The organism is Pseudomonas sp. LB1P83, from assembly GCF_054897885.1.
Genome location: NZ_CM142709.1, coordinates 2,370,351 through 2,392,087, shown reverse-complemented (window position 1 = coordinate 2,392,087; position 21,737 = coordinate 2,370,351). Strand labels below are relative to the sequence as shown.

Sequence of the window (21,737 nt, the reverse complement as noted above, 5' to 3'; positions counted from 1 at the left end):
TATTCAATATTGAGGAATATTTCAATATTGATGTTTTTGTCATTATTTTTTGAGATCATGCTCAAGCCGCGTCGGGGCCAAGGGGCGAGCCGAAATACGCGGCGTGAACCGAGTTTGCGCGTGTGCCAGTTTCCGACCGACGACGCTTGGCTTCAGAGCCGATCAGCGTTGTCATTGGAGCAACGGCTCAAGACTGCCGAGGCTGGAGAGCCGTTGACTCAAAAGGCTGGTCGACAGGGAAGTCGGTTTTCAGTATCGCCCCCCTGTGAAGCTTTCGCGGGCACACCCTGTATTACTCTTCAGGAATCAACCGTGGCACGTCCGCAGCTCCATCCGACCCCAGTCTTGCTTAGCTTTGTCGAGTTCGAGCTCGACGAGACCAACGCCTGTTTGTCACGTAACGGGCAAGCGGTAGCGTTGGCACCGACGCCCTTCACGTTGTTATGCGCGCTTGCACGCCAGCCAGGATCGCTGGTGACCAAGGACGCTTTGCTTGATGCGGTGTGGGGACATCGGTTCGTCAGCGATTCAGTCCTGAAAACAGCCATCAGCGATCTGCGCAAAGTGCTGGGTGACGACCCCAGGCAGCCTCGCTTCATCGAGACGGTGTCGCGGCGCGGCTACCGCTTCATCGCCCCACCCTCCTGCGCACTTTCGATACCGCCTGCACCCGCTACGGTTGCAGCGGCCGGCACACCTCCGTCACCGTCATTCGTCGGTCGCACCGACGAGGTTTCCAGGCTGAAACGGGCCTGGGAGCGGGCATATAGCGGCCAACGCGCAGTAGTCTGGCTCGCCGGAGAGCCGGGGATTGGCAAGACCACGCTGATCGAATATTTCCTCGCGAACCTTGGCGATATCGCCTGCGCACGCGGCCATTGCGTGGAGCACTTTGGCGCCGGCGAACCGTATCTGCCGGTGCTGGAGGCGTTAGCCGATCTATGCCGCAACGACCCCACCCTGCCGGCGCTGATGCGCGCCGTGGCACCGACCTGGCTGCTGCAACTCCCGTGGCTGAGTACCACGCAGGAGAAAGACGCGTTGCGGCGCGAGCTTGCCGGCGTAGGCCCGGATCGCATGCTGAGGGAGATGGGCGAGTTGCTGGACCGCTACACAGAGCAGCGCCCGCTAATGCTGGTGACCGAAGACCTGCATTGGAGCGATCGCGCTACGGTTCAGCTTATCGACTATGTGGCGCGGCGACGTGGCCGCGCGCGGCTTATGTGGTTGTCGAGCTTCCGCCTTGCCGAGGTTGTAGCACTCGAGCATCCGCTTAACTCGTTACGCCATGAACTGCGCCTGCAACGTTTGTGCGAGGAAGTGGTGCTCGACCCGTTCTCGGAAACCGAGGTCGCTGACTATGTTGCGCTGCGTTCGACCTCACTGGCACGCGATGAAGCCTTCGTGCGCGCCCTGCACGAGCGGACCGACGGTGTGCCGTTGTTCGTTTCGTCAATCACCAGCGAAGTGATGGACCCAAAGGACGACAAAGTCACCATCGAGGCTCGGCTTGCGAATCTTGCGGTTCCCGAAAACCTTGCCGCCATCATTGATCACTACATCGCCAGGCTGGGTCCGGAGCAACGTACCCTCCTCTCGGCAGCAGCAGTGTGCGGGGTCGAATTCCGAATCGAGACGGTTTCGCTGGCCCTTGAGCGCGACTTCTCTTCGGTCGCCAGCGCTTGTGAGGAGCTGATGCGCGAGCAGGTCTGGCTCACACAGTCCCGGGCCACCAGGATTGAAGACACGCTAGAGCAGCCCTACTCGTTCCGACATGCCCTCTTTCGCCAGGTGCTGTACGACCGCACGCCGCGCTCATTGCGCACCCAGCTCCATCGCCAGGTCGGCGCTGCTCTCGAACGCGAACGCACGATAGGCGTACCGGTTGCTGCCTCGGAGCTGGCAATGCACTTCGACCGGGCTCGGCAGCCGATGATCGCGCTGCGTTACTACGCCGAGGCCGCAGAAGCCGCGCTACTGCACTTCAGCCCGGACTTGTGCATTGGCCTCACTGAGCGCGCCTTGGTCCTGCTGATGCAGGCACCCGAAGGAAAGGAGCGCAATTCGCTCGAAATTACCCTGGCCACGCTGCAAGGGGTTTCGGCTTTCCACATGTTCGGTGTCGGCAGCGAAGCCAAGAGCGCCTTCGAACGTGCATACAGGCTGCTAGCGGATGTACCCGAGCACCCTATGCGTGGTCGCCTGCTGCACGGATTCGGCTATCTGCTTGGTCTGCGCGGCGACTATGCGCTGGCGCTCGAGGTGGCGGAGCGCGCCGAAGCCCTCTCCTCAGATGCAAATGATCAAGAGCTCATGCTGGCGGCGTGCATCGTCCAGGGCGAGGTGCATCATATGCAGGGACACACGCAAACGACCCGCCATTGGTTGGAGCGCGCCCTCGCAATCGCCGAGCCGCTGGACATCGGGGCGAACGAGGTCTTTGCGGCTGATCCTCAGGTCATGTTGCACGGTATGCTGGCCATAGAACTGGTGCGTTCTGGCCTGCTTGAGCAGGCCCGGGTCCATCTGCAGCAGGCACGGGTACGTGCGCAGACGTTGCGCCAGCCCATGACCTGGCTGGTCGCCGCCTGGCAAGAGGTGTTGATCGAAGTGAGATTGGGAAACCACGTGCGTGTGGTTGCGTTGGCCGACGACATGCAGGCGCTGGTGGATGAATATTCACTCGCACTCGGGCGTACGGCTTGCCGCTGGTGGCACGGCTGGGCCGATGCGCGCAACGGTACGCCGCGTGAGGGCTACCGTCGCATCCGTGAAGCCTATGAAGAACACACCGGGCTTGGAATGCGCTCCGGTGCCAGCGAGGTACTCGGGTACGCCACCGAGGCGTTGCTGCTCGCAGGTGATTGCAACGCAGCGCAAGTCGAGCTGCAGGAAGCATTTCGGGTGGGCGAGGAACTGGGCGAGCGCGTCTACCTGCCGCAGCTATTGCTGCTGGAGGCAGCGATCTCGCGAGCGCAGGGTCGGCCCGATGCCGGTATCGCTGCGGTGCGGCGCGCGGTTGAAGAGGCTCGCGCCCAGGAAGCTCCGTGGCTGGAACTGCAAACGCTGGTCGAACTGTGCGAGCACCCTGACGCTACGGCCGAGGACCTGCAGGCATTGGCCACACTGGTTGACCAGTCGCCCGAAACTGACGGAACCGAGCTGACGGAACGTGCACGCTCGCTGATTCACGCTGCCAAGCCGGCTTGAAGAGTTAGGGGCGAAAACTTGTGGGAGCTCGCTCCCACAGGGGCTGCGGTGCGTTCCCGACCGAAGCCTGACCTTTCGCTTACGACTCGACCCAGGAGGCGGCTTACGCTGTCGTCGAACTTTCTTGCCCCCCTGGTCTGCGATGATCCTGAACCCTGAATCCAAATACCCGAGCCGCCGCTCATACGTAGTGAAACTGCGTAGCGACGCCGCGCCGGGGGCCCTGGTGGGCCGCCTCGAAAACCTGGTCACCGGACGACAGCGCGAATTTTCGTCCGCCGAAGAACTGTTGGAGTCGATTGCCTCAGACCTCGCGTCGGCGACCGGCGAGCACACGGCCGATGCCGGCGGCGAGTGACGCCCCCACCACGAATCAGCGCTCGATATGGCGACCGAACGGCGACCCTTCGCTGACGACTTCGCGCACACCGGGCCCTACGCTGATGCCACCTCGAATTTTCACGAGTCCCAATCCGATGCCGCGACTTCCAGCTTTCCATCTGTTGACCCGCAACGGGCATACGCCCCTGCAATATGCCGAACGCGTGGTCAGCATCGTCATGGGGGCGGCGCTCGCCGCGTCTGTTGCCCTGGTCTTGACCGGTTGCTCCACCGAAGTGCTCACGCCGTCGGTAGACCTGCCGAGCCACTTCTCCGCGAGCACGGCCTCCGAAATGGAACCCGAGGCGGCATGGTGGGAGGTTTACCACGACCCGGTTCTGACGGATCTGGTGCGCCGGGCCGCGCGTGAGAACCGCGACGTCAAGATTGCAGCCGAGCGCCTGCACGCCGCACGAGCCGGCGAAACGGTCAGCCAGTCCTGGCTGTTCCCGAGCGTCGGCGCATCCGTCTCCGGCAGCGATCGCAGCAGTGGCTACAACTCGGCCACGAAACAGGGTTATCCGGATACCAAGACCACCAGTGCAGGCCTGGACGTCTCGTGGGAGCTCGACCTGAGCGGCCGTCTGCGAGCCGGCGCAGCGGCGGCCGACGCCGATGCGCTGGCCGCGGAACACAGCATGCGCGGCGTACGACTGCTGGTGATGAGCGACGTCGTCAGCAACTATTTCACTCTGGTCGGCGCGCAACGCCAGGTTGCGACGCTGCGTGCCATCTCGGCGATGCAGGACGAGACGTTGCGTCTGGTCGTTGCGCGCCAGCAGGCGGGGCTGGCATCCGCCTTCGACGTGGAGCGCGCGCAGACCGACGCCTTGTCGGCGCGGGCGCAGATTCCGCCGCTGGAAACGCAGGTGGCTGTGTCGCGCCATCGTATCGCGGTGCTGATTGCCGACCAGTCCTTCAATACCGCGAACGTCCAGACTTCGATTAGCGATGTGACAGCGGTGCCCGAGGCCAAGCCGGGCCAGCCCGCCGAGCTGCTGCAACGCCGACCTGACGTGCTGGCGCTGATGGCGCAACTCGATGCAGCCAATGCGCGCCGCAAGCAGGCCGCGGCCGAGTGGTTCCCGCGGCTGTTCCTCGATGCCTCCTTCGGCCGCCAGGGCTTGAGCCTGAACGGCGCCGATCTCGGCGTTGCACGCTTCACCAACGTGGCGGGCCTGCTGGCGATGCCGCTCTTCAACGCCGGGCGCACGCAAGCGATCAACGATGCTGCCGAAAGCGCTCAAAAAGAGGCGCTGCTGCGCGCCGAAGACGGCATCGTACGGGCGCTCGAGGATGTGGAGAACGCCCTCGTCACGCTGGCGCAGGAACGCCGCCGTGCCGGGTCGCTGCAATTGGCCGCCGCGTCCGCCGAGGCTGCGCAGAACCGCGCCCAATCGCTCTATAACCGCGGGCAGATCGACCTGTTGCCACTGTTGGATTCGCAGCGGGCGCGCCTGGCGGCACGCCTGAACTCCAATGAAAGCAACACCCGCCTGCTGATTGATAGCGTGCAGCTCTATAAGGCACTGGGCGGGGGCTGGCAGGTGTTCGAACAACCCTCCAATCCAACCGCATCCGCCAAAGCCGACCGGCCACCACTTTCCTAAGAATCTGTCGTTTTCCAAAGAGGAACCGTCTTGAAGAATTCCCTTACTGCGGCCGGCGCCTTGGCCGTAGCCGTCATGCTGTCCGCGTGTAGCCCCGACCAGCCCACCGTGCAGGCACCACGACCGGTGCGCACCGTTGCAATCAGCTACGACAATGCCCGCGACATCAGTCGCTACGTAGGCACCGTACAGTCGCGACATGAAGTCGACCAGGCCTTCCGCGTGGGTGGCAAGGTAGCCCAGCGCAAGGTCGATGTAGGCCAGTTTGTGCGTGAAGGCGACATCCTGGCTGTACTGGATGACGCCGACTACCGCCTCGCCGAAGAAGCGTCGCGACAACAGTGGACGGTTGCCGTCGAACAGACGCGGCAGGCCGACTCGGACCGCCAGCGCCTGACCGCTCTGAAGACTGACGGCTCGGTCAGCGCGGCCGACGCCGAGCGCGCTCAGACCAATGCCCAAACCGCGCATGCGACCGCCGAGGCCGAGGCTCGAAAGCTCGAACTCGCGCGCAACCGCCTCAAGTACACCGTGCTGCGCGCCTCGCGAAGTGGCGTCGTCACGGCTGTGCGCTTTGAGGCCGGGCAGGTTGTACCGGAGGGTCAACCGGTTCTCTCGATCGCGAACCCGGATGAATCCGAGATCGTCATCGACGTGCCCGAGGATCAGTTAACCGTCTTCAAGGACGCGCGCTTCAAGGCCACGCTGGCCAGTGCGCCGAACGAGGTCTTCGATGTCACGCTGCGCGAGCTGTCGCCGCAGGCGGCAGCGCAGACGCGCACCTATCGCGCGCGGCTCAAGCCGTTACAGGCGCTGCCACTGGGCGCCACCGCCACGGTGATGGCCGAGCGAGTCATGACAAGTGTCTCTGTGGCGGCAGTGCCAGCCACTGCATTGACGCAGATTGGCGGCCAGCCGGCGCTGTGGGTGGTCACGCCCACGGGCAATGATCCTGCAGGCATCGTCGATCTGGAGCGTGTGGCAGTTTGGGGCTACCGCAATGACCAGGTGCTCGTCTCAGGGCCGCAGGCTGGCGTATTGGTCATCACCGCCGGCGTCCAGAAGATGACGTCCGGCCTGAAGGTTGCGCTTCCCGGCGCAGCGATTGTTGACGCGAACACCACACAGCAGGCCGCCCGATGAACAACTTCAACCTCACCGACTGGGCGCTGCGCCATCGCGCCATCGTTCTGTTCATGCTCCTCATTGTGGCGTTGGCCGGTGCCTTCAGCTTCACCCGGCTCGGTCAGCTTGAGGATCCGAACTTTTCCGTACCCTCCATGACCGCCATGGTCATCTGGCCGGGCGCCACTGCCCAGCAGTTGCAGGACCAGGTCCTCAACCGCATGGAGAAAAAATTCGAGCAGATCGACAACTTCGAGAAGGTGGTCACCTACGCCCGGCAAGGCTACGCAGGCATGACGCTCACCGTGCGCGGCGGCACTTCCAAGGCTGACCAGCGAGAAGCCTGGTACCAGGCGCGCAAGAAACTCAACGACCTGAGCCTCGAGATGCCTGACGGCGTGATCGGTCCGATCCTGAACGACGAATACGGCGACGTGTATGGCCTGATGTACGCGGTCAAGGGCGACGGCGTCGGTCACGCCGACCTGTCGGCCGCGGCTGAGGACATCAAGCGCCAGATGCTGAAGGTGCCGATGGTCAAGAAGATCGATCTCATCGGCAAGCAGGCCAAGCGTGTCTATGTCGAGTTCTCGCACGAGCGCCTGGCCGCACTGGGCATTACCCCGCTGGCCATCGCCGACAGCCTCAAAAGCCAGAACTCAATGCTGCCCGCAGGCCAGATCGACACCCGCGGCGACCGCGTCATGGTGCGCGTGAGCGGCCAGTTCGCCAGCGAAGAGGCTATCCGCAACGTGCCCATCTCTGCGGGCAGTCGGCTGATCAAGCTCGGCGACATCGCGACCGTTGCACGTGGCTTCGAGGATCCGCCCACCTACACGGTTCGCCACAACGGCCAGCCGGTGCTGATGCTCGGCATCACGATGACCAGCGACGGCAACATCGTGGACCTCGGCAAAGAGATGGACACGGCCGTCGCCAAAATCCAGTCGGAGCTCCCGCATGGCGTAGAGCTGGAACTTGTGGCCGACCAGCCCACCACGGTGAAGGATGCAATCCTGGACTTCGGGCGTGCGCTGGCCGAGGCGCTGATCATCGTGATCGCGGTGAGCCTCGCCAGCCTGGGCTGGCGCGCTGGTCTCGTGGTCGCGGCTACGGTGCCGCTGGTGCTGGGTGGCGTGGCGCTGGTGATGCTGGCGATGGGCTGGAACCTCGAACGCATCTCGCTCGGCTCATTAATTATCGCCTTGGGACTGCTGGTGGATGACGCGATTATCGCCATCGAGATGATGGTGGCGAAGATGGAAACCGGCATGGACCGCGTAAAGGCGGCCGCCTTCTCCTATCAGTCCACCGCCATGCCACGCCTGACCGGCGCACTCATCACGGTCGTGGGCTTCCTGCCGATCGGCCTCTCGAAATCCACCACCGGCGAGTACGCGGGTGGCATTTTCTGGATCGTTGGCGCCGCAGTGCTGTTCTCGTGGATCTGTTCCGGCATCTTCACGCCGTACCTGGCAGTGAAAATGCTGCCCAACGATTTGGGCAAGCACCAGCACGCCGATCCTCACGACACGAAGTTTTACCGCAGCCTGCGCCGCCTGATCGACGCCGCCATCGAGCGTCGCTGGGTGGTCATCGGTGCGACAGTTGGCGCGCTGGTGCTTGCTCTGGCCTGCATCAAGCTGGTGCCGCAGCAATTCTTCCCCAACAGTTCGCGCCCTGAACTGGTCATAGACCTGCGCGTCAAGGAAGGCTCCTCGTTCGCCGCGACGACCGAGCAGGTCAAGCACATGGAGGAGATCCTGGCGAAGGACGAGGACGTGCGTTTCTATACTGCCTATACCGGCGCCGGCGCACCGCGCTTCTATCTCTCGCTCAACCCCGAGCTACCCAATCCGGGATTTGCCCAGTTCGTGGTGATGACCAAGGATCTGGAGGCACGCGAGCGGGTACGTGCGCGGCTGGTGGCCTCGGCTGACCAACAATTCCCGCAGGCGTGGGTGCGCGTGACCCGACTTGAGTTGGGGCCGCCTGTCGGCTACCCGGTGCAGTTCCGCGTCGTAGGGCCTGATACCCAGAAAGTGCGCCAGATCGCTCGCGAGGTGGAGAATGTGGTTGCATCCAACCCGAAGGTGCGCGACCTCCAGCTTGACTGGAACGACCCGGTGCGCACGCTGAAGGTCGAGCTTGATCAGGACAAGGCGAGCGCGCTGGGCCTCACGCCGGCCGACGTGTCGCTGGCGACCCAGACCGTGATGAACGGCGCAACCCTGTCGCAGCTGCGTGAACACGAGGACCTGATCGACATCGTGGCCCGTGCCGTACCCGAGGAACGCTTGAACCTCGACACACTCAAAGACATCAACCTCTACACGCGCCAAGGCACAGTGGTGCCGTTGTCGCAAGTCGCACAGGTGCGCGCTGAACTGGAAGAGCCGGTACTGTGGCGCCGCAACCGCGATATGGCGATCACGGTGCGTGCCGACGTGAAAGATGGCGAGCAGGGTGTCTCGGTGACGCAGGAAATCCAGCCGTTGCTTAAGGACATCGAAGCCAAGCTGCCAACGGGTTACCGCATCGATGTGGGCGGCGCCGTTGAGGAAAGTGACAAGGCTAACAAGGCACTGCTCGCGGTGGCCCCGCTGATGCTGATCACCATCCTGCTGTTGCTCATGCTGCAACTGCAGAATTTCTCCCGCATGTGGATGGTCGTGCTGACCGCACCGCTGGGCCTGATCGGTGTGGTGCCGGCGCTGCTGGTGTTCCAGTCGCCGCTGGGCTTCGTTGCGATTCTGGGCATCATCGCACTGGGTGGCATGATCATGCGCAACGCAGTGATCCTGATCGATCAAGTGCAGATCGAAATCGCCGAGGGGCGCGACCCGTGGAACGCTGTGCTGGATGCCGCGATTCACCGAGCACGCCCGGTGATGCTGACGGCGCTGGCCACCGTGCTTGCAATGATCCCTCTGACGCGCAGCGTGTTTTGGGGGCCGATGGCAATTGCGATCATGGGCGGACTTACGGTGGCGACGCTGCTGACGATTTTCTTCGTCCCGGCGTTGTACGCCGCATGGTTCAAGGTGGGGCGCCAGACGGTCGCTGGCACCCAACCGGCAAGGGGTGATGCCGCGCTCGCTTCTGAGTAATGAGCGCTGCGGTCATTCAGTCGTCCGCTGGTCCAAGACGTCGCGAAGAGGAACTGACCCGGCGCGTCGATCAGCGGTCGATTTGAACCTCAAGTTTCAGCGCTTGAATGCCTCATTTTTACAGTGACGAACATTTTGATGCGGTCGTGAATTTCCTGGAGAGCATGTCGAAAAGGCTCATGTTTCTCACTGGTTGCAGGATCCTCAAAACTCCACGAAATCACTTTGTCAGAGATCGGCATTCTGTCTGCCTCTTCCGATGACTTGTCACACAGCGTGATGACGTAGTGGAACGGCGGCACTTCAAACTCGCCGATTGACTTGCTCCGCAACCCGGTTGCGTCGACGCCGATATGATCAAGCGATTCAAGCGTGCGCGGGTCGACCTCACTGGGTTCCAGACCCGCGCTGAAGGCTTCAAAGTGTTCGGAATCGGTATGTCTGAGCAGAGCTTCCGCCATCAATGAACGGATGTCGTTTTTAGCGCAGACGAACAGCACCCGGGATTTTTCGGTCATGATCAATTCCCCTCTCGCGAGACAGTGAACGGGACGACGGTTGCTGTTATTAGAGCAGTGTTTCGACCTGCGGTGAGTCTTTGCCGATGGGACGCACGCGCCATGCCCTGGCTGCTCCTGGCCAGACCGAGGTCTCCTTATTCTTCCCGACAATTTCGACGACACCTTCGCCGGCTCACAGGCTTCCTGGAATCGGCGCAATTATTTCGCATTTCAATTTTGCTTACCGTCAAATTCCAACTACAGATTATAGGTGAGGTGGGGGGTGTCCAAATCTTGACAGTTGTCGCCATGGCTCGAACGTCCGACAGATGGCTCTTTGTCATCTCCGGCTTTTTGATCACCTCCCAGGTTTATTCCGAGGTCAAGCGCAACGCTTTCTCGCTGAAGGGTTTTTATCAGCGACGCATTAATCGGATTGTTCCTGCCTTGGTGACGGTATTGCTGGCAACTGTGATCGTCGGGGCATTTATCCTTTCTCCGGTCGACCTGATCCGGCTCAACGTCAGCGCCCTGCTCTCTTTGATGGGCGTCTCGAACATCTATATCTGGGTCAAGTACGGCAACTACTTCGCCGCTGACGCCAGTGAAGCCCCCCTTTTGCATACCTGGTCACTGGGTAATGAAGAGCAGTTCTACTTGCTCTGGCCGCTGTTCATTGTGTTGCTCTATCGCTTTGCGCCGCGTTACGTGCTGCCGGTATTGGCCATTGGCGTGGTCGTCGCGGTTGGCGTTTCAGAATACGCGACAGGCATTTTTGCGACAGCCGCCTACTACCTGTTGCCGACGCACTTTTTCGAATTGATGCTGGGCGGTTTGCTGGGGATCTATCTGCATCAACCACGCCTCATCGGGAAGCTGACGGCTCATGGCATCGCTCTGGCGGGTTTCCTGCTGATCGGCTATTCGCTGTTTGCCTTGACCCCCAACTCGACCTTTCCCGGGATCAAAGCCCTGATCCCTTGCCTGGGGGCCACGTTGTTGATCCTGGCCGGCAGCGGGGACACGCGCTCGCGTTTGCTCACCAGCCGGCCCATGGTGTTTATCGGCTTGATTTCCTATTCGCTGTATTTGTGGCACTGGCCGTTGATTGCCTACCTGAGCTACCTGGAGATCCCCATCGATTTGCCGGTCGGGGCGATGCTGATCGCGGTCTCGATCATCCTCGCGTGGCTATCATGGCGTTATGTCGAGGTTGCCCTTTCGACGCAACGGGGCGACGTGGCAATTTTTCCCACCAGCGCGCTGTACGGCACAGCACCTAATGACGCGTGTCGTCTGGGGGTCAAAAAAGAAGGGCTGGACGGCATCATGATCGGTGATTCGTTTGCCAATCACTTCACCGGCATGGTCGATCTTCTGGCCAAACCCAACACCCTCTCGATCATGGACTACACCATGGACTCGTGCCCGCCGATCCTCGGGTACACCGTCGACATGTCCGCGGTCTATGCCGCCCATTGTGCACAACGCAACGAACGGGCGTTCGGTCTGATCGAGCAGAACCAAAGCGCCAGGGCGCCCTATGGGGCTGATATACATGTGAAGTATCCGCAGGTGCACTTTATAGACCCCGATCAAGTGATCTGCCCGGAAGGCGTATGCAGCCCGATTATCAAGGGCCAACTGCTGTACCTGGATGATTCGCACTTGAATGAAGTGGGATCACGTTTTATCGGCCGCACATTATTGGACCGAGGCTACTCATTGCTACACGACCCGGTGGCTACCCCAAGTACGGCCGGGTCGGAGTTTGATGCCACCGTTCACCTGTAGGGCAGGTTCGGGAACGTCGACTTCTGGCTGAACCGCCACGCGTAAACAGGCGCACCATTGCAGTGCAATTTATTGGCGTAAATCCATTTCCTCGACTAGGGTTTCTACCGAATCGAATGGCGCGGATTCTGTAGCGGGCGCCTGATCAAGGAGGATAGATGACATGATTTCTAAAGCCGAGAAAACCTATCGCACCTACTCCAGCCCTATCCTGATGGAACTCAAGGTGAGAGAGCATCAGCTGGACCCTGATTCCCGCCAGGCACTTCAGAATGTCCTTGTAGAAAGGAGGCTGATAAACATTGGCAATCCTTCTGGCAACGAGCGACGCCGACCAACTTCCTGACGGCGTCCATCAGCACCTTTTATGGCAAACCCCGTCTGTTCATCAGATTCTTCAAGCGCTCCCTTGCGGTGGTGGCCAGTAGCCGCTACACATTAAGGTGAATTCGGAAGGAGTACGCGAAGATGATTTCAAGATTCGTTGTCGTCCCTGCAATTCCCACGGAAACGGGATCAACGCGCAACGGAACGCGCTTCTACTGCAAAACCGCCCCCATAGGGTTCAACCTCTATGACAACGAAGAAAAGCGAAGGCTCCCAACGACCTACCCGACCCGGATAGAAGCCGAAAACGAATGCTCCCAGCTCAACACTGAATGCCTTCAATGCATGCTGGCTGATCGCCCCTGCGTGAACGCGCCATGAGCGCGTGCATGACGACTGAATGAAAAACGTCGCGTTTTGCCGAAGCTGATAAAAGTCCGAAAACAGAGGGAACTGGCACTACGCCATCAATGTCGTAGTGGCAGCACCTGGAGATTCGGATGACCCGCCCTCGATATTTTCAAATCACGTATGGCTTCAACAAGACTCGGCATATTTTTATTCAACCCGACTCCCACATGACTGAGGCAGACGCTTGGTACTACGCCTGCCTGCATTCGGGGATCGGGCTTTCGTATGGGGACAATCACGATCAACAAGATGTCGATGCTCTGCGCAGCCATGCACTGGAATATGGCTTGATACAGGTTAGTTGGGAGGAGTTACCGTAAATGCCGGTGTGCGGTCCACCTAAGTGCCACCGCCCACGCCCTCTATCGCTTTTGAAAAGGCAATGCCCGCTTCTTGCACCAACTTGCGCCATTCCACGCCGTTGATCAGCCCGGTACGCTCCATTTCATCAGCCGCCTTGAGCAATTCGTCATACTGTTCTTCGCAATCCATGCGAATTTCCGGCTCATTGAGGAGCTGGTACCAGGAAGCCAGTGCTTGCTTCTTTTGATCATCATTCATCGCCAAATTCCCAAGGACAATTTTCACTTGGAAGTTCTCCAGCGAATAACCGTTCCTCGGTTCCGACAGATGGCGCTTACAAACGAAGTTCACATGAAGTGAGTTTTACAAGCAGCTGCGTACCGCTTTACGCATCGCGTCCGACTTGGCCCATGGCGGCCCCTGATACAGCGAAACCCGACTACCGTCCTTGTATTTCACGATGTCCAGAATCTCGTCCGCCGTAATGATGCTTGGCGCGTTGATCCGGTAGCCATTGGAAATCGCAGTCTGAGTCGTTCTGGAGACTTCCTGCTGCCATAGCGGCAAAAGACACGCGGCATAGTCTTTGGGCGTCTTGTTACTGTACTTGCTGACGTTAGGCTCACCTGGGACCAGGGATGTCGGCAATGAACAACCTGCCAGTATCGATATCGCTACTCCCCCAATCAACATCCGCATGACGCTTCCTTATCCCGAAAAGCGGGAAATATAGCGAGTAGCGGTCCAGACATCCATCTATTGAATCATCCTTCAGGGGGTTGGTTTGTGATGAAGTGGTCTGGGTAAGACCTTTCATTCAAATACGTCATCCATCGCTCATAGGCTTCATGCTGCCATCGAGTGACCCGCTCCCACTCCGGACCGCTCAACTGATGAGCCGAAATCAGATTCATCATCTCCGTGGTTGCTGCATCCAGATCAACAATCAGCGCTTGCGCATGGAATCTGAAATCATCGGTATTGGTCATTTGAAGTTGCCTCGCCCTAGCGAAAATTCGCCACCTCAGTACGACATCACGCCTGTCCGTTCAGGCTCATCCTCCCGACAAGCGGCGTACCTTCCATCCATTGAGCATCCGTTGAACAAACGCCCCGCCCGCTAATCGGGACTACTCTTTCGGTGAGGGATATTTGCAGGAGGTCATCATGTGGCTTAACGAAGATGAAAATGAACTTCGACGTGACCTGCAAGGCGTTGCGTCGGACTTGAGGTGGTCGGCAGTGGAACTCTTGCGTATTGCAGAGCAACTACGCCAGGCCGGTAATGATGTGGATGCGCAAGCTGCCCTGAAATTATGCGACCTGTTTCAAGGCGATGAACAGCGACTGGCGGGCTATGCCGAAGAAGTGAAAGCCAAGGTCATCAGTCGGACGAAAGCTCACTAACGGGAGCGGTGTCATGAACAAGCCTCTATTCGCGCTGGTCGTCGTGCTGGCGGCGACGGGTGGCTGCAGCACTGATTCGCACGTTTATCGCGATCAGCCGCTGGTCGCAAAAGTCGATACCGGCATGAGCAAGGATCAGGTTCAGCAGATTGGCGGTCAGCCTTTATTGATATCGGAGCGCACGGTGGTGCCTGGCACTTGCTTTGACTACGAGCTGACGCAGGCCGGCCAACAGAAGCCGTACAACATCAGCTTCGATGACAGGGGCAAGGTAGACCACAAAAGCTTCATGACCTGTGCGCAATGGAGTCACGCACAACAGAAAGCCAGGGAACCGTCTCGCAGTGCGGGCGGCGGAGGTTATTAACCAACGTGGCGCACCGGCTAGCTGGAAACCGGCTTATTACAGGTGTTCCGCCATTTATCCGCGAACGTATTGATTGCCTTGCTCTTGAGTTCTGGAGAATCGAGGGCGGGCTGGTTGTACGCTTCGTTGATCAGCATTGCGCCTAACGTGTCGTGATCAGGATTACCCGACTTCACCGCCAGCAAGCTTTCTTTCGATTCGCCATTTTGCCGAGACTGCATGATCGATCCGGCCAATGTACGGAAAGCATCACAAACCTTTTGATTGGTGTGGATTTCGCTTAGCGTTTGGGCTTGGACCTGACTTACACCCGCAAAACAAAGAGCGGACCACACTGCCAGTGCAGTCCAGCGACCTTTCAACATGAGTTCATCCTTGGATTAAAAGCCGCCACCCTATCATCCGAATGTCGCGTTTAAAATCCTCCTGGCCGTGGATTTACGACAAAAAAAGCCCCGGCATTCCAGGGCTTCAAACTCACGCTCATTCTGATTTCTGACTTCGAGTCGATCGACCCGCTTTGTAGCCAGGCAGCGCAGCCGCGTAGGCCAGTGCTTCCTCTCTGCTGGCAAAGGCTCCGAGCCGGTCGCCTTTGGTGCATACCCGCCAGGGCCCGTTGTTTACGCTGAGTACGTCATAACCGTTCATGTGCATTTTGTTCAGCATCGGAACGCTCATAGTCACCTCCTTTTCGGCAGTGATAAGCCACGATTGACCTGGCTACCTTACACCCGACCTTCGCCCAAGTACCGACCAGACGTCGCGTCGGGTTTTCGACATCCCTTTGCACTTTCTGCCGCCCCCCCTGACTCCAACCCTTGAAACAGAGGCCTCGGCCTGAATATTGCATTTTCATGACTGTTTTATGACAGGCGGCGGTTTAGTAACACATGAAAGTTCGGGCAACAGTCATTTGCGAGCAGGATCGGCATGTTCTCCTGGTACGCAAAACCAGGTGTCGCTGGACCCTGCCCGGGGGAAAAGTCGAGCGTGGCGAGACCAACTCGGGTGCGGCCAGGCGCGAACTCCAGGAGGAAACCGGCCTGGGAGTCGACGGTCTGCTGTATTTGATGGAACTGGAAACGGGCGGCACCCGACACCATGTTTACGAGGCGTCAGTGCTCAACTCGGACGAGGCCCGGCCACAAAATGAAATTTTCGATTGCATGTGGTATCCGCTGGACGCGGTCCAGAACCTGAACACAAGCGACGCCACGCTCAAGATTGTCAGAGCCTTTCAGCGTCGCTTGTAACGGTGTCTAGGCTAACGCGGTCGCGGCCTTGTCGATAAACGCCGCAATCTCGGCCGGCATCGAAGCCAGCGAAGCATGGCTGGCGTTCAAGGTCAGGACTTCCCTGGCGTTCAGTCGCCCGGCCATCCATTGCTGATTTTGCGGCGCGATCATGCGGTCATCGCTGGAGACCTGATACCACGACGGCTTGGTCTTCCACGCCACCGTGTTAATGGTGTCACCGAAAGTACTGGCCAGTGGTGCTTTCTGGGTGAGGCCCATGACCAATCCCTCGGTCGCCGACAGATCCTGGCAGAAACTTTCGTGGTAGAGCTCAGGTTTGACCCACAAATACCCATCGCTGTCGGGCGCCAGGTTGGCCGCCGCCACGGGAGGATGCCGCTGAGTGATGCCACCAGGACTTTCCCCGGCGTCCGGGGCGAATGCGGCGATGTACACCAGGCCCACGACATTCGGTTGGTCGCCGGCCTCGGTGATCACCGCGCCGCCATAGGAATGTCCCACCAGCAATACCGGCCCCGGCACCTGGGCGACCATTTTGCGCGTGCGCTCGGCATCGTCGGCCAATGACGTCAGCGGTATCTCGACCGCACGGATCTTCGTGCAGCCCTTGCTCAGCAGTTCGGCGATGACTTTGTTCCAGTGGGCAGCGCCACCCCAAAAACCATGGACCAGCACGATCGTGGGTTTGTCGCTCATCACGATGACTCCTGTTTGCAGGGTGTTTTTAATGAGGCGCGTCAGCCCTGGTCGCCGCCGCCCACCGGCATGATCATGCCGGTGATGTACGACGCTTCGTCGCTGGCCAGAAACAGAATAGCGCCTGCCTGCTCATCCAGCGTGCCGTAGCGTTTCATCAAACTGCTGTCGAGCGTCTGATTGACAATCTGCTGGTACCAGACCTTTTCTTCGGCGCTTTGCTCTGTGCTGTTACGCGGGATGACCCGCGGCGGTGCTTCCGTGCCGCCGGGCGCGGTGGCATTGACCCGAACCCCACGTCCGGCGGTTTCAAACGCCAGGCACGCGGTCAGCGCATTGACGCCGCCCTTCGCCGCGCCGTACGGCACACGATTGATGCTGCGGGTGGCGATGGACGAAACGTTGACGATCGCGCCGCTGCCCTGTTCAAGCATGAACGGCAGCGCGGCGTGGCAGCACCATAACGTCGGAAACAGCGAACGACGGACTTCGGCCTCTATCTGCTGCTCTTCATAGTGTTCGAAAGGCTTGGCCCAGATCGTGCCGCCCACGTTGTTGACCAACACATCCAGACGCCCGAAGCGCTCGACGGCGGTGCGCATTACGCGGCTGCATTCGCTGTATTGCTCAAGGTCGGCGGTCAGCGCTAGCACCTGGCTGCCCTGCCCCAATTGTTGCTGCACCTCGAACACCAGGTCCGAGCGATCGACCAGAATCAACCGCGCACCTTCGGCGGCCATACGCTCCGCCACCCGCCGACCGATGCCTTGCGCCGCACCTGTGATCAGCGCAACTTTGCCTGTGAATCTGTTCATACATACCTCGTGGCGAATATCGCTTTCGCGGTGAGTCGCTTTTCGTAGGAGCCAAGCTTGCTGGCGAAGGCGCACTCAAGGACGCCTTCGCCGGCAAGCCTGGCTCCTACAGGAAACGTGAGTCACTGCTGACAAATGCTCAAGCCGCGCTGGCGGCGAATTTCTCGTAGTAGAAGTTCGTCGGGGCAACGCCCTGTTCACGGATGAACTGACTGACCGCTTCAACCATCGGCGGCGGGCCGCACAGGTAAACGTCGACGTCGCCATCGTTCAAATGCCGTGGCTCGATGTGCTGGGTCACGTAGCCCTTGAGCGGGTGCTGGCTGTCGGGGTTGGCGACGCAGGCACTGAAACTGAAATTCGGGATTCGCGCGGCAAACGCTTCGAGCCGGTCCAGTTCCACCAAGTCGAAATCGTTGGTCACGCCGTAGATCAAATGCAGCGGGTGCTCACTGCCCTGCTCGGCGATTTTTTCCAGCATCGCGGTGAACGGCGCCAGGCCCGTACCGCCGGCCAGCAGCAGCAATGGACGGCGAATGTCGCGCAGATAGAAACTGCCCAACGGCCCGGCCAGGCTCATGCTGTCGCCGGCCTTGGCCATGCCGGTGAGGAAGCTGCTCATCAAGCCGCCAGGCACGTTGCGGATCAGAAAGCTAACTTCGCCGTCACGCTGCAACGAGCTGAAGGAATAAGCGCGGGTCTGCTCGCTGCCGGGAATCCCGAGGTTCACGTATTGGCCCGGCAGAAACGCCAGTTTGCTCAGTGCCTCGCCCTTGATCGACAGCGCGATGGTGCTGTCGGACAACTGCCGCACGGCGCTGATGGTCGCGTCGTAACTGGCCTGCTGCGTACGGCAGACTTGCGATGAGGTCGGCACCCGCACCACGCAATCGCTCTGGGCGCGCATCTGGCAGGTCAGGACAAAACCCTGTTCGGCTTCGTCCGCCGTGAGCGCGTCTTCGATGTACTCCTCGCCCAAGTCATAACGACCGGCCTCGGCGAAACACTTGCAGGTGCCGCAGGCGCCGTCGCGGCAATCCAGCGGAATGTTGATGCCTTGGCGATACGCGGCATCGGCCACGGTTTCGCCCACATTGGCGTCGATGAACCGAGTGACGCCGTCTTCAAAATTGAATGCAATGGAATGAGTCATGACGGCCGCCTCAGAGGTGGTAGACATCGATGACCTGGCGAACGTAATCGTTCTTCAGGATCACTTTCTTGGCCTTGATCAACGGGTTTTCACCGCGCACATCAAGGGTGTAGAAACTGCTGCCGAAATAGCTGTCGACGGTCTTGTAGCGAAAGCTCAGGGTGTGCCAGTTGAAGCGCACCTTGCACAGGCCATCGGCCTGTTCGAGCAACTCGATGTTGCTGATGTTGTGCGAAGTACGGGTGTCCGGAACGCTGGCGCTGGAGCGTTCTGTCTTGATGCGGAAGATGCGGTCTTCCAGGCCGCTGCGGTTGCCGTACCAGATCAGCGAAATCTCGCGCTGCGGGTCTTCGGTCAATTCATCGTTGTCGTCCCAGGACGGCATCCAGAACGACGCATCGGCGGCGTACAGTTCCAGCCAGTCATCCCACTGCTTGTCATCGAGGTAGCGCGCTTCGCGGTAGAGAAAATCGCGCACGGCGTCATAGGTGATGGTCATTGCACGGCCTCCACAGCGATCAAATCGGACTGTTCGGCGGCCAGGGCCTTGAGCATGGTTTGCTGCCAGTATTTGTGTTGCAGCACGAACAGGCCTTCGTCTTCGGTGCGCACGCCGCTGAGCAGTGGATGCAGGTCGATTTCCCTGGCCGCCTCATCGGCGCCCTCGACCCAGTGCTCGGCACCGCGGGACATGTCATTCCACGTCGTGACGCTGCCCTGATAGCTGGTCTGGCAGGAACGAAACTCTTCCAGATCGTCCGGAGTGGCCATGCCGCTGACGTTGAAGAAATCCTCGTACTGACGAATCCGGCTCGAACGGGCGTGGTCGCTTTCGCCTTTGGGGGCGATGCAGTAAATGGTGATTTCCGTGCGGTCGACCGAGATCGGCCGGGCGATGCGGATCTGCGAGCCGAACTGGTCCATCAGGTACACGTTCGGGTACAGGCACAGGTTGCGCGAGTTCTCGATCATCCAGTCGGCGCGGGCCTGGCCGAAGTCTTGGGACAGTTCATCGCGGCGCTCGTAGAGCGGACGATCCTCGGGGTTGGACCAGCGGGTCCAGAGCAGCATGTGGCCCTTGTCGAACGAGTAAAAACCCCCGCCCTGTTTGGCCCAGGTCCCGGCGCTCATGGTCGGGTTGCTGTCACCGGCTTCACGCTGTTTGCGCTGGTTCTGGGTGGCGGCGTAGTTCCAGTGCACGGAGCTGACGTGGTAACCGTCGGCGCCGTTTTCGGCGGTGAGTTTCCAGTTGCCTTCGTAAATGTAGCTGGAGGAACCGCGCAGCACTTCGAGGCCATCGGTGGACTGGTCGACGATCATGTCGATAATCTTGGCCGACTCGCCCAGGTGTTCAACCAACGGCACGACATCAGCCTTGAGGCTGCCGAACAGGAAGCCGCGATAGGATTCGAAACGCGCGACTTTAGTCAGGTCGTGGGAGCCTTCGCAGTTGAAGCTCGCCGGGTAACCCGCAGCGGCCGGATCTTTGACTTTGAGCAACTTGCCGGAGTTGTTGAAGGTCCAGCCGTGGAACGGGCAGGTGTAGGAGCTTTTGTTGCCGGTCTTGTACCGGCACAGCGTCGCGCCGCGATGGCTGCAGGCGTTGATAAAGGCATTGAGCACACCTTCCTTGTTGCGCGCGATGAAGATCGACTGGCGCCCCATGGTGGTGGTGTAGAAATCGTTGATATTGGGGATCTGGCTTTCGTGCGCCAGGTACAGCCAGTTGCCTTCGAAGATGTGTTTCATCTCCAGGTCGAACAGCCGTGGGTCAGTGAACATCTCGCGCTTGCAGCGGTAGATGCCTTGTTCTTTGTCATCTTCAAGCAGGGAGTGAAGGTATTCGGGTCGCAGGGACATGGCCGCCGCCTCCATTGTTTTTATTCAGGCAGGGCCATGCTAGGACGGGGGGATGGAGCGGACTATCCGATGGGTGCAGACGTGTATCCGTTTACTGCAAACAGCCCACGTCTTGTAGCAGCTGCCGAGCCTGCGAGGCTGCGTTCGGCGACGAAGTCGTCGTAAACCCTGCGAGCGCGGTTTTCCTGATGCACCGCGGAGGCTGATTTCACGACGACTTCGTCGCCGAACGCAGCCTCGCAGGCTCGGCAGCTGCTACAGGGATTTGTGGTGGGTCAATCGCGGCGTTTGAGGGTGTCGGAAGGTAATTCGCCGAACTGCTTGCGGTAGTTGTCGGAGAACCTTCCCAGGTGCAAGAAGCCGTAATCCATGGCCACTTCCGTGACGTTGCGCGCGTTGCAGGTCGGGTCGCTCAGGCACAGGTTGATGCGTTCGAGTTTCTTCTGTCGGATGTAGTTTTTCGGCGACGTGCCGGCATTGCGCTCGAACAAGCCGTACAGCGAACGCAGGCTCATACTGGCCTGGCGCGCCAATTCTTCACTGTCGATGTCTTGCTTGAGGTTGCGCGCGATGTAATCGGCAATCACCTCGAACGTCGCCGACGACGAGCCGAGGCTGCTGCGGATGACGTTGGTTTTCATCAGGCTGAGCATCTTGCTGACGATGATCTGCGCGTAGTGCTCCTGCACCCGGGGGATCTGCTCGGTGGCTTCAGCCTCCTGGCAAATCATCGCCAGCAGACCGACGAAACCTTCCAGTTCATCGAGCTGATAACGGTTTTCCAGAAACCGCACGCCCTGCCCCGGATAGCGCCAGCGTTGCTCCTCGCACACCGATTCAAACAGTCGGGTGGGCACTTTGAGGATGAATTTTTCGCAATCGTCTGAATATGTCAGGTCCACTGGATCGTCGGGGTTGATCAGCAGCAACTCACCCGGCGCAAAGTAATGTTCCTGACCGAGACCGCGCCACAGACAGTTGCCGCGCAGCAACACTTGCAGGTGATAGATACTTTCCAGCGCACCGGAGGTCACCCGCACGCTGGCGCCGTAGCTGATGCGGCACAGGTCGAGGCTGGCGAATTTGCGATGATCGAGGCTGGCCAGCGGACGGCCGACCCTGGGCATGAGGATGCAATGATTACCGACGTGCTGATTGACGTAACCCGACACCGCGTAAGGGTCGGCGTGGTCGAATATTCTGCTGCGCTGACTCAATAGTTGCGCGTGCATCATCGGATCACTCTCGTTGTTCTTATGGGCTGCGTCGGGTCATTCTAAGGCAGTACTTGCAGCGGTGTGTCAGTAAGCTGACATGTGGGCAGTTCTGGCCCTATCGCGAGCAGGCTCGCTCCTACAATTTGACCGCATTCCCACGGGTGAAACGCGGTCAACTGTAGGAGCGAGCCTGCT

At 59.9% G+C, this 21,737-nt stretch carries 23 protein-coding genes; 11 read left to right on the top strand and 12 right to left on the bottom strand.

Features of this window, described 5'->3' with window-relative positions; all coding sequences use genetic code 11:
• Positions 1 to 312: 312 nt before the first annotated feature.
• The 5 genes from ACYZTY_RS11235 (at position 313) to ACYZTY_RS11215 (ending at position 9,436) form a co-directional block, all read left to right on the top strand.
• Positions 313 to 3,210, top strand: a complete 2,898-nt coding sequence (locus ACYZTY_RS11235) for an AAA family ATPase (RefSeq protein WP_461958534.1) — start codon at positions 313 to 315, stop codon at positions 3,208 to 3,210.
• 142 nt (positions 3,211 to 3,352) lie between these two features.
• Entirely contained in the window at positions 3,353 to 3,568 is a 216-nt protein-coding gene (locus ACYZTY_RS11230; protein ID WP_461958533.1) for a hypothetical protein, read from the top strand.
• Positions 3,569 to 3,686: 118 nt separating this feature from the next.
• Positions 3,687 to 5,201 (top strand): TolC family protein, encoded by a 1,515-nt coding sequence (locus ACYZTY_RS11225; RefSeq protein WP_461958532.1) that lies wholly within the window; start codon positions 3,687 to 3,689, stop codon positions 5,199 to 5,201.
• Positions 5,202 to 5,231: 30 nt separating this feature from the next.
• On the top strand, positions 5,232 to 6,344 hold the full coding sequence (locus tag ACYZTY_RS11220) for an efflux RND transporter periplasmic adaptor subunit (RefSeq protein WP_461958531.1): 1,113 nt from the start codon (positions 5,232 to 5,234) through the stop codon (positions 6,342 to 6,344).
• Positions 6,341 to 9,436 carry an efflux RND transporter permease subunit gene (locus ACYZTY_RS11215; RefSeq protein ID WP_461958530.1) on the top strand — a complete coding sequence of 1,032 codons (3,096 nt, stop codon included), beginning with the start codon at positions 6,341 to 6,343 and terminating at the stop codon, positions 9,434 to 9,436. The genes ACYZTY_RS11220 and ACYZTY_RS11215 overlap by 4 nt, the downstream gene beginning before the upstream one ends.
• An 89-nt stretch (positions 9,437 to 9,525) precedes the next feature.
• Here the strand turns inward: ACYZTY_RS11215 and ACYZTY_RS11210 are convergent, their stop codons facing one another.
• Positions 9,526 to 9,954, bottom strand: coding sequence for an arsenate reductase ArsC (locus tag ACYZTY_RS11210; RefSeq protein WP_461958529.1), 429 nt, complete (start codon positions 9,952 to 9,954; stop codon positions 9,526 to 9,528).
• Between the two features lie 102 nt (positions 9,955 to 10,056).
• Here ACYZTY_RS11210 and ACYZTY_RS11205 point away from each other — a divergent pair, with 102 nt between their 5' ends.
• From ACYZTY_RS11205 to ACYZTY_RS11195, 3 genes are all read left to right on the top strand, one after another.
• On the top strand, positions 10,057 to 11,730 hold the full coding sequence (locus ACYZTY_RS11205) for an acyltransferase family protein (protein ID WP_461958528.1): 1,674 nt from the start codon (positions 10,057 to 10,059) through the stop codon (positions 11,728 to 11,730).
• A gap of 163 nt (positions 11,731 to 11,893) precedes the next feature.
• Positions 11,894 to 12,076: a hypothetical protein gene (locus tag ACYZTY_RS11200; protein WP_461958527.1), complete on the top strand. Its 183-nt coding sequence runs from the start codon at positions 11,894 to 11,896 to the stop codon at positions 12,074 to 12,076.
• 481 nt (positions 12,077 to 12,557) lie between these two features.
• On the top strand, positions 12,558 to 12,788 hold the full coding sequence (locus ACYZTY_RS11195; protein WP_461958526.1) for a DUF6555 family protein: 231 nt from the start codon (positions 12,558 to 12,560) through the stop codon (positions 12,786 to 12,788).
• A 19-nt stretch (positions 12,789 to 12,807) separates the two neighbouring features.
• Here the strand turns inward: ACYZTY_RS11195 and ACYZTY_RS11190 are convergent, their stop codons facing one another.
• The 3 genes from ACYZTY_RS11190 to ACYZTY_RS11180 all read right to left on the bottom strand — a co-directional run bounded on the left by ACYZTY_RS11190 (position 12,808) and on the right by ACYZTY_RS11180 (position 13,760).
• Positions 12,808 to 13,056 (bottom strand): hypothetical protein, encoded by a 249-nt coding sequence (locus ACYZTY_RS11190; RefSeq protein WP_461958525.1) that lies wholly within the window; start codon positions 13,054 to 13,056, stop codon positions 12,808 to 12,810.
• Between the two features lie 78 nt (positions 13,057 to 13,134).
• Positions 13,135 to 13,470 (bottom strand): hypothetical protein, encoded by a 336-nt coding sequence (locus ACYZTY_RS11185; RefSeq protein WP_461958524.1) that lies wholly within the window; start codon positions 13,468 to 13,470, stop codon positions 13,135 to 13,137.
• A 65-nt stretch (positions 13,471 to 13,535) separates the two neighbouring features.
• The gene (locus ACYZTY_RS11180) at positions 13,536 to 13,760 is read right to left on the bottom strand and encodes a hypothetical protein (protein WP_461958523.1); all 225 of its coding nucleotides are present in this window, start codon (positions 13,758 to 13,760) and stop codon (positions 13,536 to 13,538) included.
• Positions 13,761 to 13,938: 178 nt separating this feature from the next.
• Between ACYZTY_RS11180 and ACYZTY_RS11175 the strand changes: the two genes are divergently transcribed.
• Together ACYZTY_RS11175 and osmE are read left to right on the top strand one after the other, a co-directional pair.
• Positions 13,939 to 14,178, top strand: coding sequence for a hypothetical protein (locus tag ACYZTY_RS11175; RefSeq protein WP_131060245.1), 240 nt, complete (start codon positions 13,939 to 13,941; stop codon positions 14,176 to 14,178).
• Between the two features lie 13 nt (positions 14,179 to 14,191).
• Entirely contained in the window at positions 14,192 to 14,545 is a 354-nt protein-coding gene (gene osmE, locus ACYZTY_RS11170) for an osmotically-inducible lipoprotein OsmE (protein ID WP_461958522.1), read from the top strand.
• 17 nt (positions 14,546 to 14,562) lie between these two features.
• Here osmE and ACYZTY_RS11165 read toward each other — a convergent pair whose 3' ends face one another.
• Both ACYZTY_RS11165 and ACYZTY_RS11160 read right to left on the bottom strand, forming a co-directional pair.
• On the bottom strand, positions 14,563 to 14,910 hold the full coding sequence (locus tag ACYZTY_RS11165) for a hypothetical protein (protein ID WP_461958521.1): 348 nt from the start codon (positions 14,908 to 14,910) through the stop codon (positions 14,563 to 14,565).
• A gap of 118 nt (positions 14,911 to 15,028) precedes the next feature.
• A complete protein-coding gene (locus tag ACYZTY_RS11160; protein ID WP_461958520.1) occupies positions 15,029 to 15,223 on the bottom strand; it encodes a DUF2188 domain-containing protein in 195 nt (64 codons plus the stop codon).
• Between the two features lie 212 nt (positions 15,224 to 15,435).
• Between ACYZTY_RS11160 and ACYZTY_RS11155 the strand changes: the two genes are divergently transcribed.
• Entirely contained in the window at positions 15,436 to 15,798 is a 363-nt protein-coding gene (locus ACYZTY_RS11155) for an NUDIX hydrolase (RefSeq protein WP_461958519.1), read from the top strand.
• 6 nt (positions 15,799 to 15,804) lie between these two features.
• Here ACYZTY_RS11155 and ACYZTY_RS11150 read toward each other — a convergent pair whose 3' ends face one another.
• The 6 genes from ACYZTY_RS11150 to ACYZTY_RS11125 all read right to left on the bottom strand — a co-directional run bounded on the left by ACYZTY_RS11150 (position 15,805) and on the right by ACYZTY_RS11125 (position 21,560).
• A complete protein-coding gene (locus ACYZTY_RS11150; protein ID WP_461958518.1) occupies positions 15,805 to 16,497 on the bottom strand; it encodes an alpha/beta hydrolase in 693 nt (230 codons plus the stop codon).
• Between the two features lie 41 nt (positions 16,498 to 16,538).
• Complete coding sequence (locus ACYZTY_RS11145; RefSeq protein WP_461958517.1) at positions 16,539 to 17,312, bottom strand: 1,6-dihydroxycyclohexa-2,4-diene-1-carboxylate dehydrogenase; 774 nt, start codon at positions 17,310 to 17,312, stop codon at positions 16,539 to 16,541.
• Between the two features lie 139 nt (positions 17,313 to 17,451).
• Positions 17,452 to 18,465, bottom strand: coding sequence for a benzoate 1,2-dioxygenase electron transfer component BenC (benC, locus tag ACYZTY_RS11140; RefSeq protein ID WP_461958516.1), 1,014 nt, complete (start codon positions 18,463 to 18,465; stop codon positions 17,452 to 17,454).
• Between the two features lie 10 nt (positions 18,466 to 18,475).
• Positions 18,476 to 18,964, bottom strand: coding sequence for a benzoate 1,2-dioxygenase small subunit (gene benB, locus ACYZTY_RS11135; protein WP_461958515.1), 489 nt, complete (start codon positions 18,962 to 18,964; stop codon positions 18,476 to 18,478).
• Positions 18,961 to 20,325 (bottom strand): benzoate 1,2-dioxygenase large subunit, encoded by a 1,365-nt coding sequence (gene benA / locus ACYZTY_RS11130; RefSeq protein ID WP_461958514.1) that lies wholly within the window; start codon positions 20,323 to 20,325, stop codon positions 18,961 to 18,963. The genes benB and benA overlap by 4 nt, the downstream gene beginning before the upstream one ends.
• Positions 20,326 to 20,600: 275 nt before the next feature.
• Entirely contained in the window at positions 20,601 to 21,560 is a 960-nt protein-coding gene (locus ACYZTY_RS11125; protein WP_461958513.1) for an AraC family transcriptional regulator, read from the bottom strand.
• Positions 21,561 to 21,737: the final 177 nt, after the last annotated feature.

What these genes read in the sequence shown, in the direction of transcription:
- ACYZTY_RS11230 (WP_461958533.1), top strand. Translation starts at nt 3,353, where the DNA reads ATGATCCTGAACCCTGAATCCAAATACCCGAGCCGCCGCTCATACGTA.
- ACYZTY_RS11225 (WP_461958532.1), top strand. Translation starts at nt 3,687, where the DNA reads ATGCCGCGACTTCCAGCTTTCCATCTGTTGACCCGCAACGGGCATACG.
- ACYZTY_RS11215 (WP_461958530.1), top strand. Translation starts at nt 6,341, where the DNA reads ATGAACAACTTCAACCTCACCGACTGGGCGCTGCGCCATCGCGCCATC.
- ACYZTY_RS11210 (WP_461958529.1), bottom strand. Translation starts at nt 9,954, where the DNA reads ATGACCGAAAAATCCCGGGTGCTGTTCGTCTGCGCTAAAAACGACATC.
- ACYZTY_RS11205 (WP_461958528.1), top strand. Translation starts at nt 10,057, where the DNA reads ATGCCCTGGCTGCTCCTGGCCAGACCGAGGTCTCCTTATTCTTCCCGA.
- ACYZTY_RS11200 (WP_461958527.1), top strand. Translation starts at nt 11,894, where the DNA reads ATGATTTCTAAAGCCGAGAAAACCTATCGCACCTACTCCAGCCCTATC.
- ACYZTY_RS11195 (WP_461958526.1), top strand. Translation starts at nt 12,558, where the DNA reads ATGACCCGCCCTCGATATTTTCAAATCACGTATGGCTTCAACAAGACT.
- ACYZTY_RS11185 (WP_461958524.1), bottom strand. Translation starts at nt 13,470, where the DNA reads ATGCGGATGTTGATTGGGGGAGTAGCGATATCGATACTGGCAGGTTGT.
- ACYZTY_RS11180 (WP_461958523.1), bottom strand. Translation starts at nt 13,760, where the DNA reads ATGACCAATACCGATGATTTCAGATTCCATGCGCAAGCGCTGATTGTT.
- ACYZTY_RS11175 (WP_131060245.1), top strand. Translation starts at nt 13,939, where the DNA reads ATGTGGCTTAACGAAGATGAAAATGAACTTCGACGTGACCTGCAAGGC.
- osmE (WP_461958522.1), top strand. Translation starts at nt 14,192, where the DNA reads ATGAACAAGCCTCTATTCGCGCTGGTCGTCGTGCTGGCGGCGACGGGT.
- ACYZTY_RS11165 (WP_461958521.1), bottom strand. Translation starts at nt 14,910, where the DNA reads ATGTTGAAAGGTCGCTGGACTGCACTGGCAGTGTGGTCCGCTCTTTGT.
- ACYZTY_RS11160 (WP_461958520.1), bottom strand. Translation starts at nt 15,223, where the DNA reads ATGAGCGTTCCGATGCTGAACAAAATGCACATGAACGGTTATGACGTA.
- ACYZTY_RS11155 (WP_461958519.1), top strand. Translation starts at nt 15,436, where the DNA reads ATGAAAGTTCGGGCAACAGTCATTTGCGAGCAGGATCGGCATGTTCTC.
- ACYZTY_RS11150 (WP_461958518.1), bottom strand. Translation starts at nt 16,497, where the DNA reads ATGAGCGACAAACCCACGATCGTGCTGGTCCATGGTTTTTGGGGTGGC.
- ACYZTY_RS11145 (WP_461958517.1), bottom strand. Translation starts at nt 17,312, where the DNA reads ATGAACAGATTCACAGGCAAAGTTGCGCTGATCACAGGTGCGGCGCAA.
- benC (WP_461958516.1), bottom strand. Translation starts at nt 18,465, where the DNA reads ATGACTCATTCCATTGCATTCAATTTTGAAGACGGCGTCACTCGGTTC.
- benB (WP_461958515.1), bottom strand. Translation starts at nt 18,964, where the DNA reads ATGACCATCACCTATGACGCCGTGCGCGATTTTCTCTACCGCGAAGCG.
- benA (WP_461958514.1), bottom strand. Translation starts at nt 20,325, where the DNA reads ATGTCCCTGCGACCCGAATACCTTCACTCCCTGCTTGAAGATGACAAA.
- ACYZTY_RS11125 (WP_461958513.1), bottom strand. Translation starts at nt 21,560, where the DNA reads ATGATGCACGCGCAACTATTGAGTCAGCGCAGCAGAATATTCGACCAC.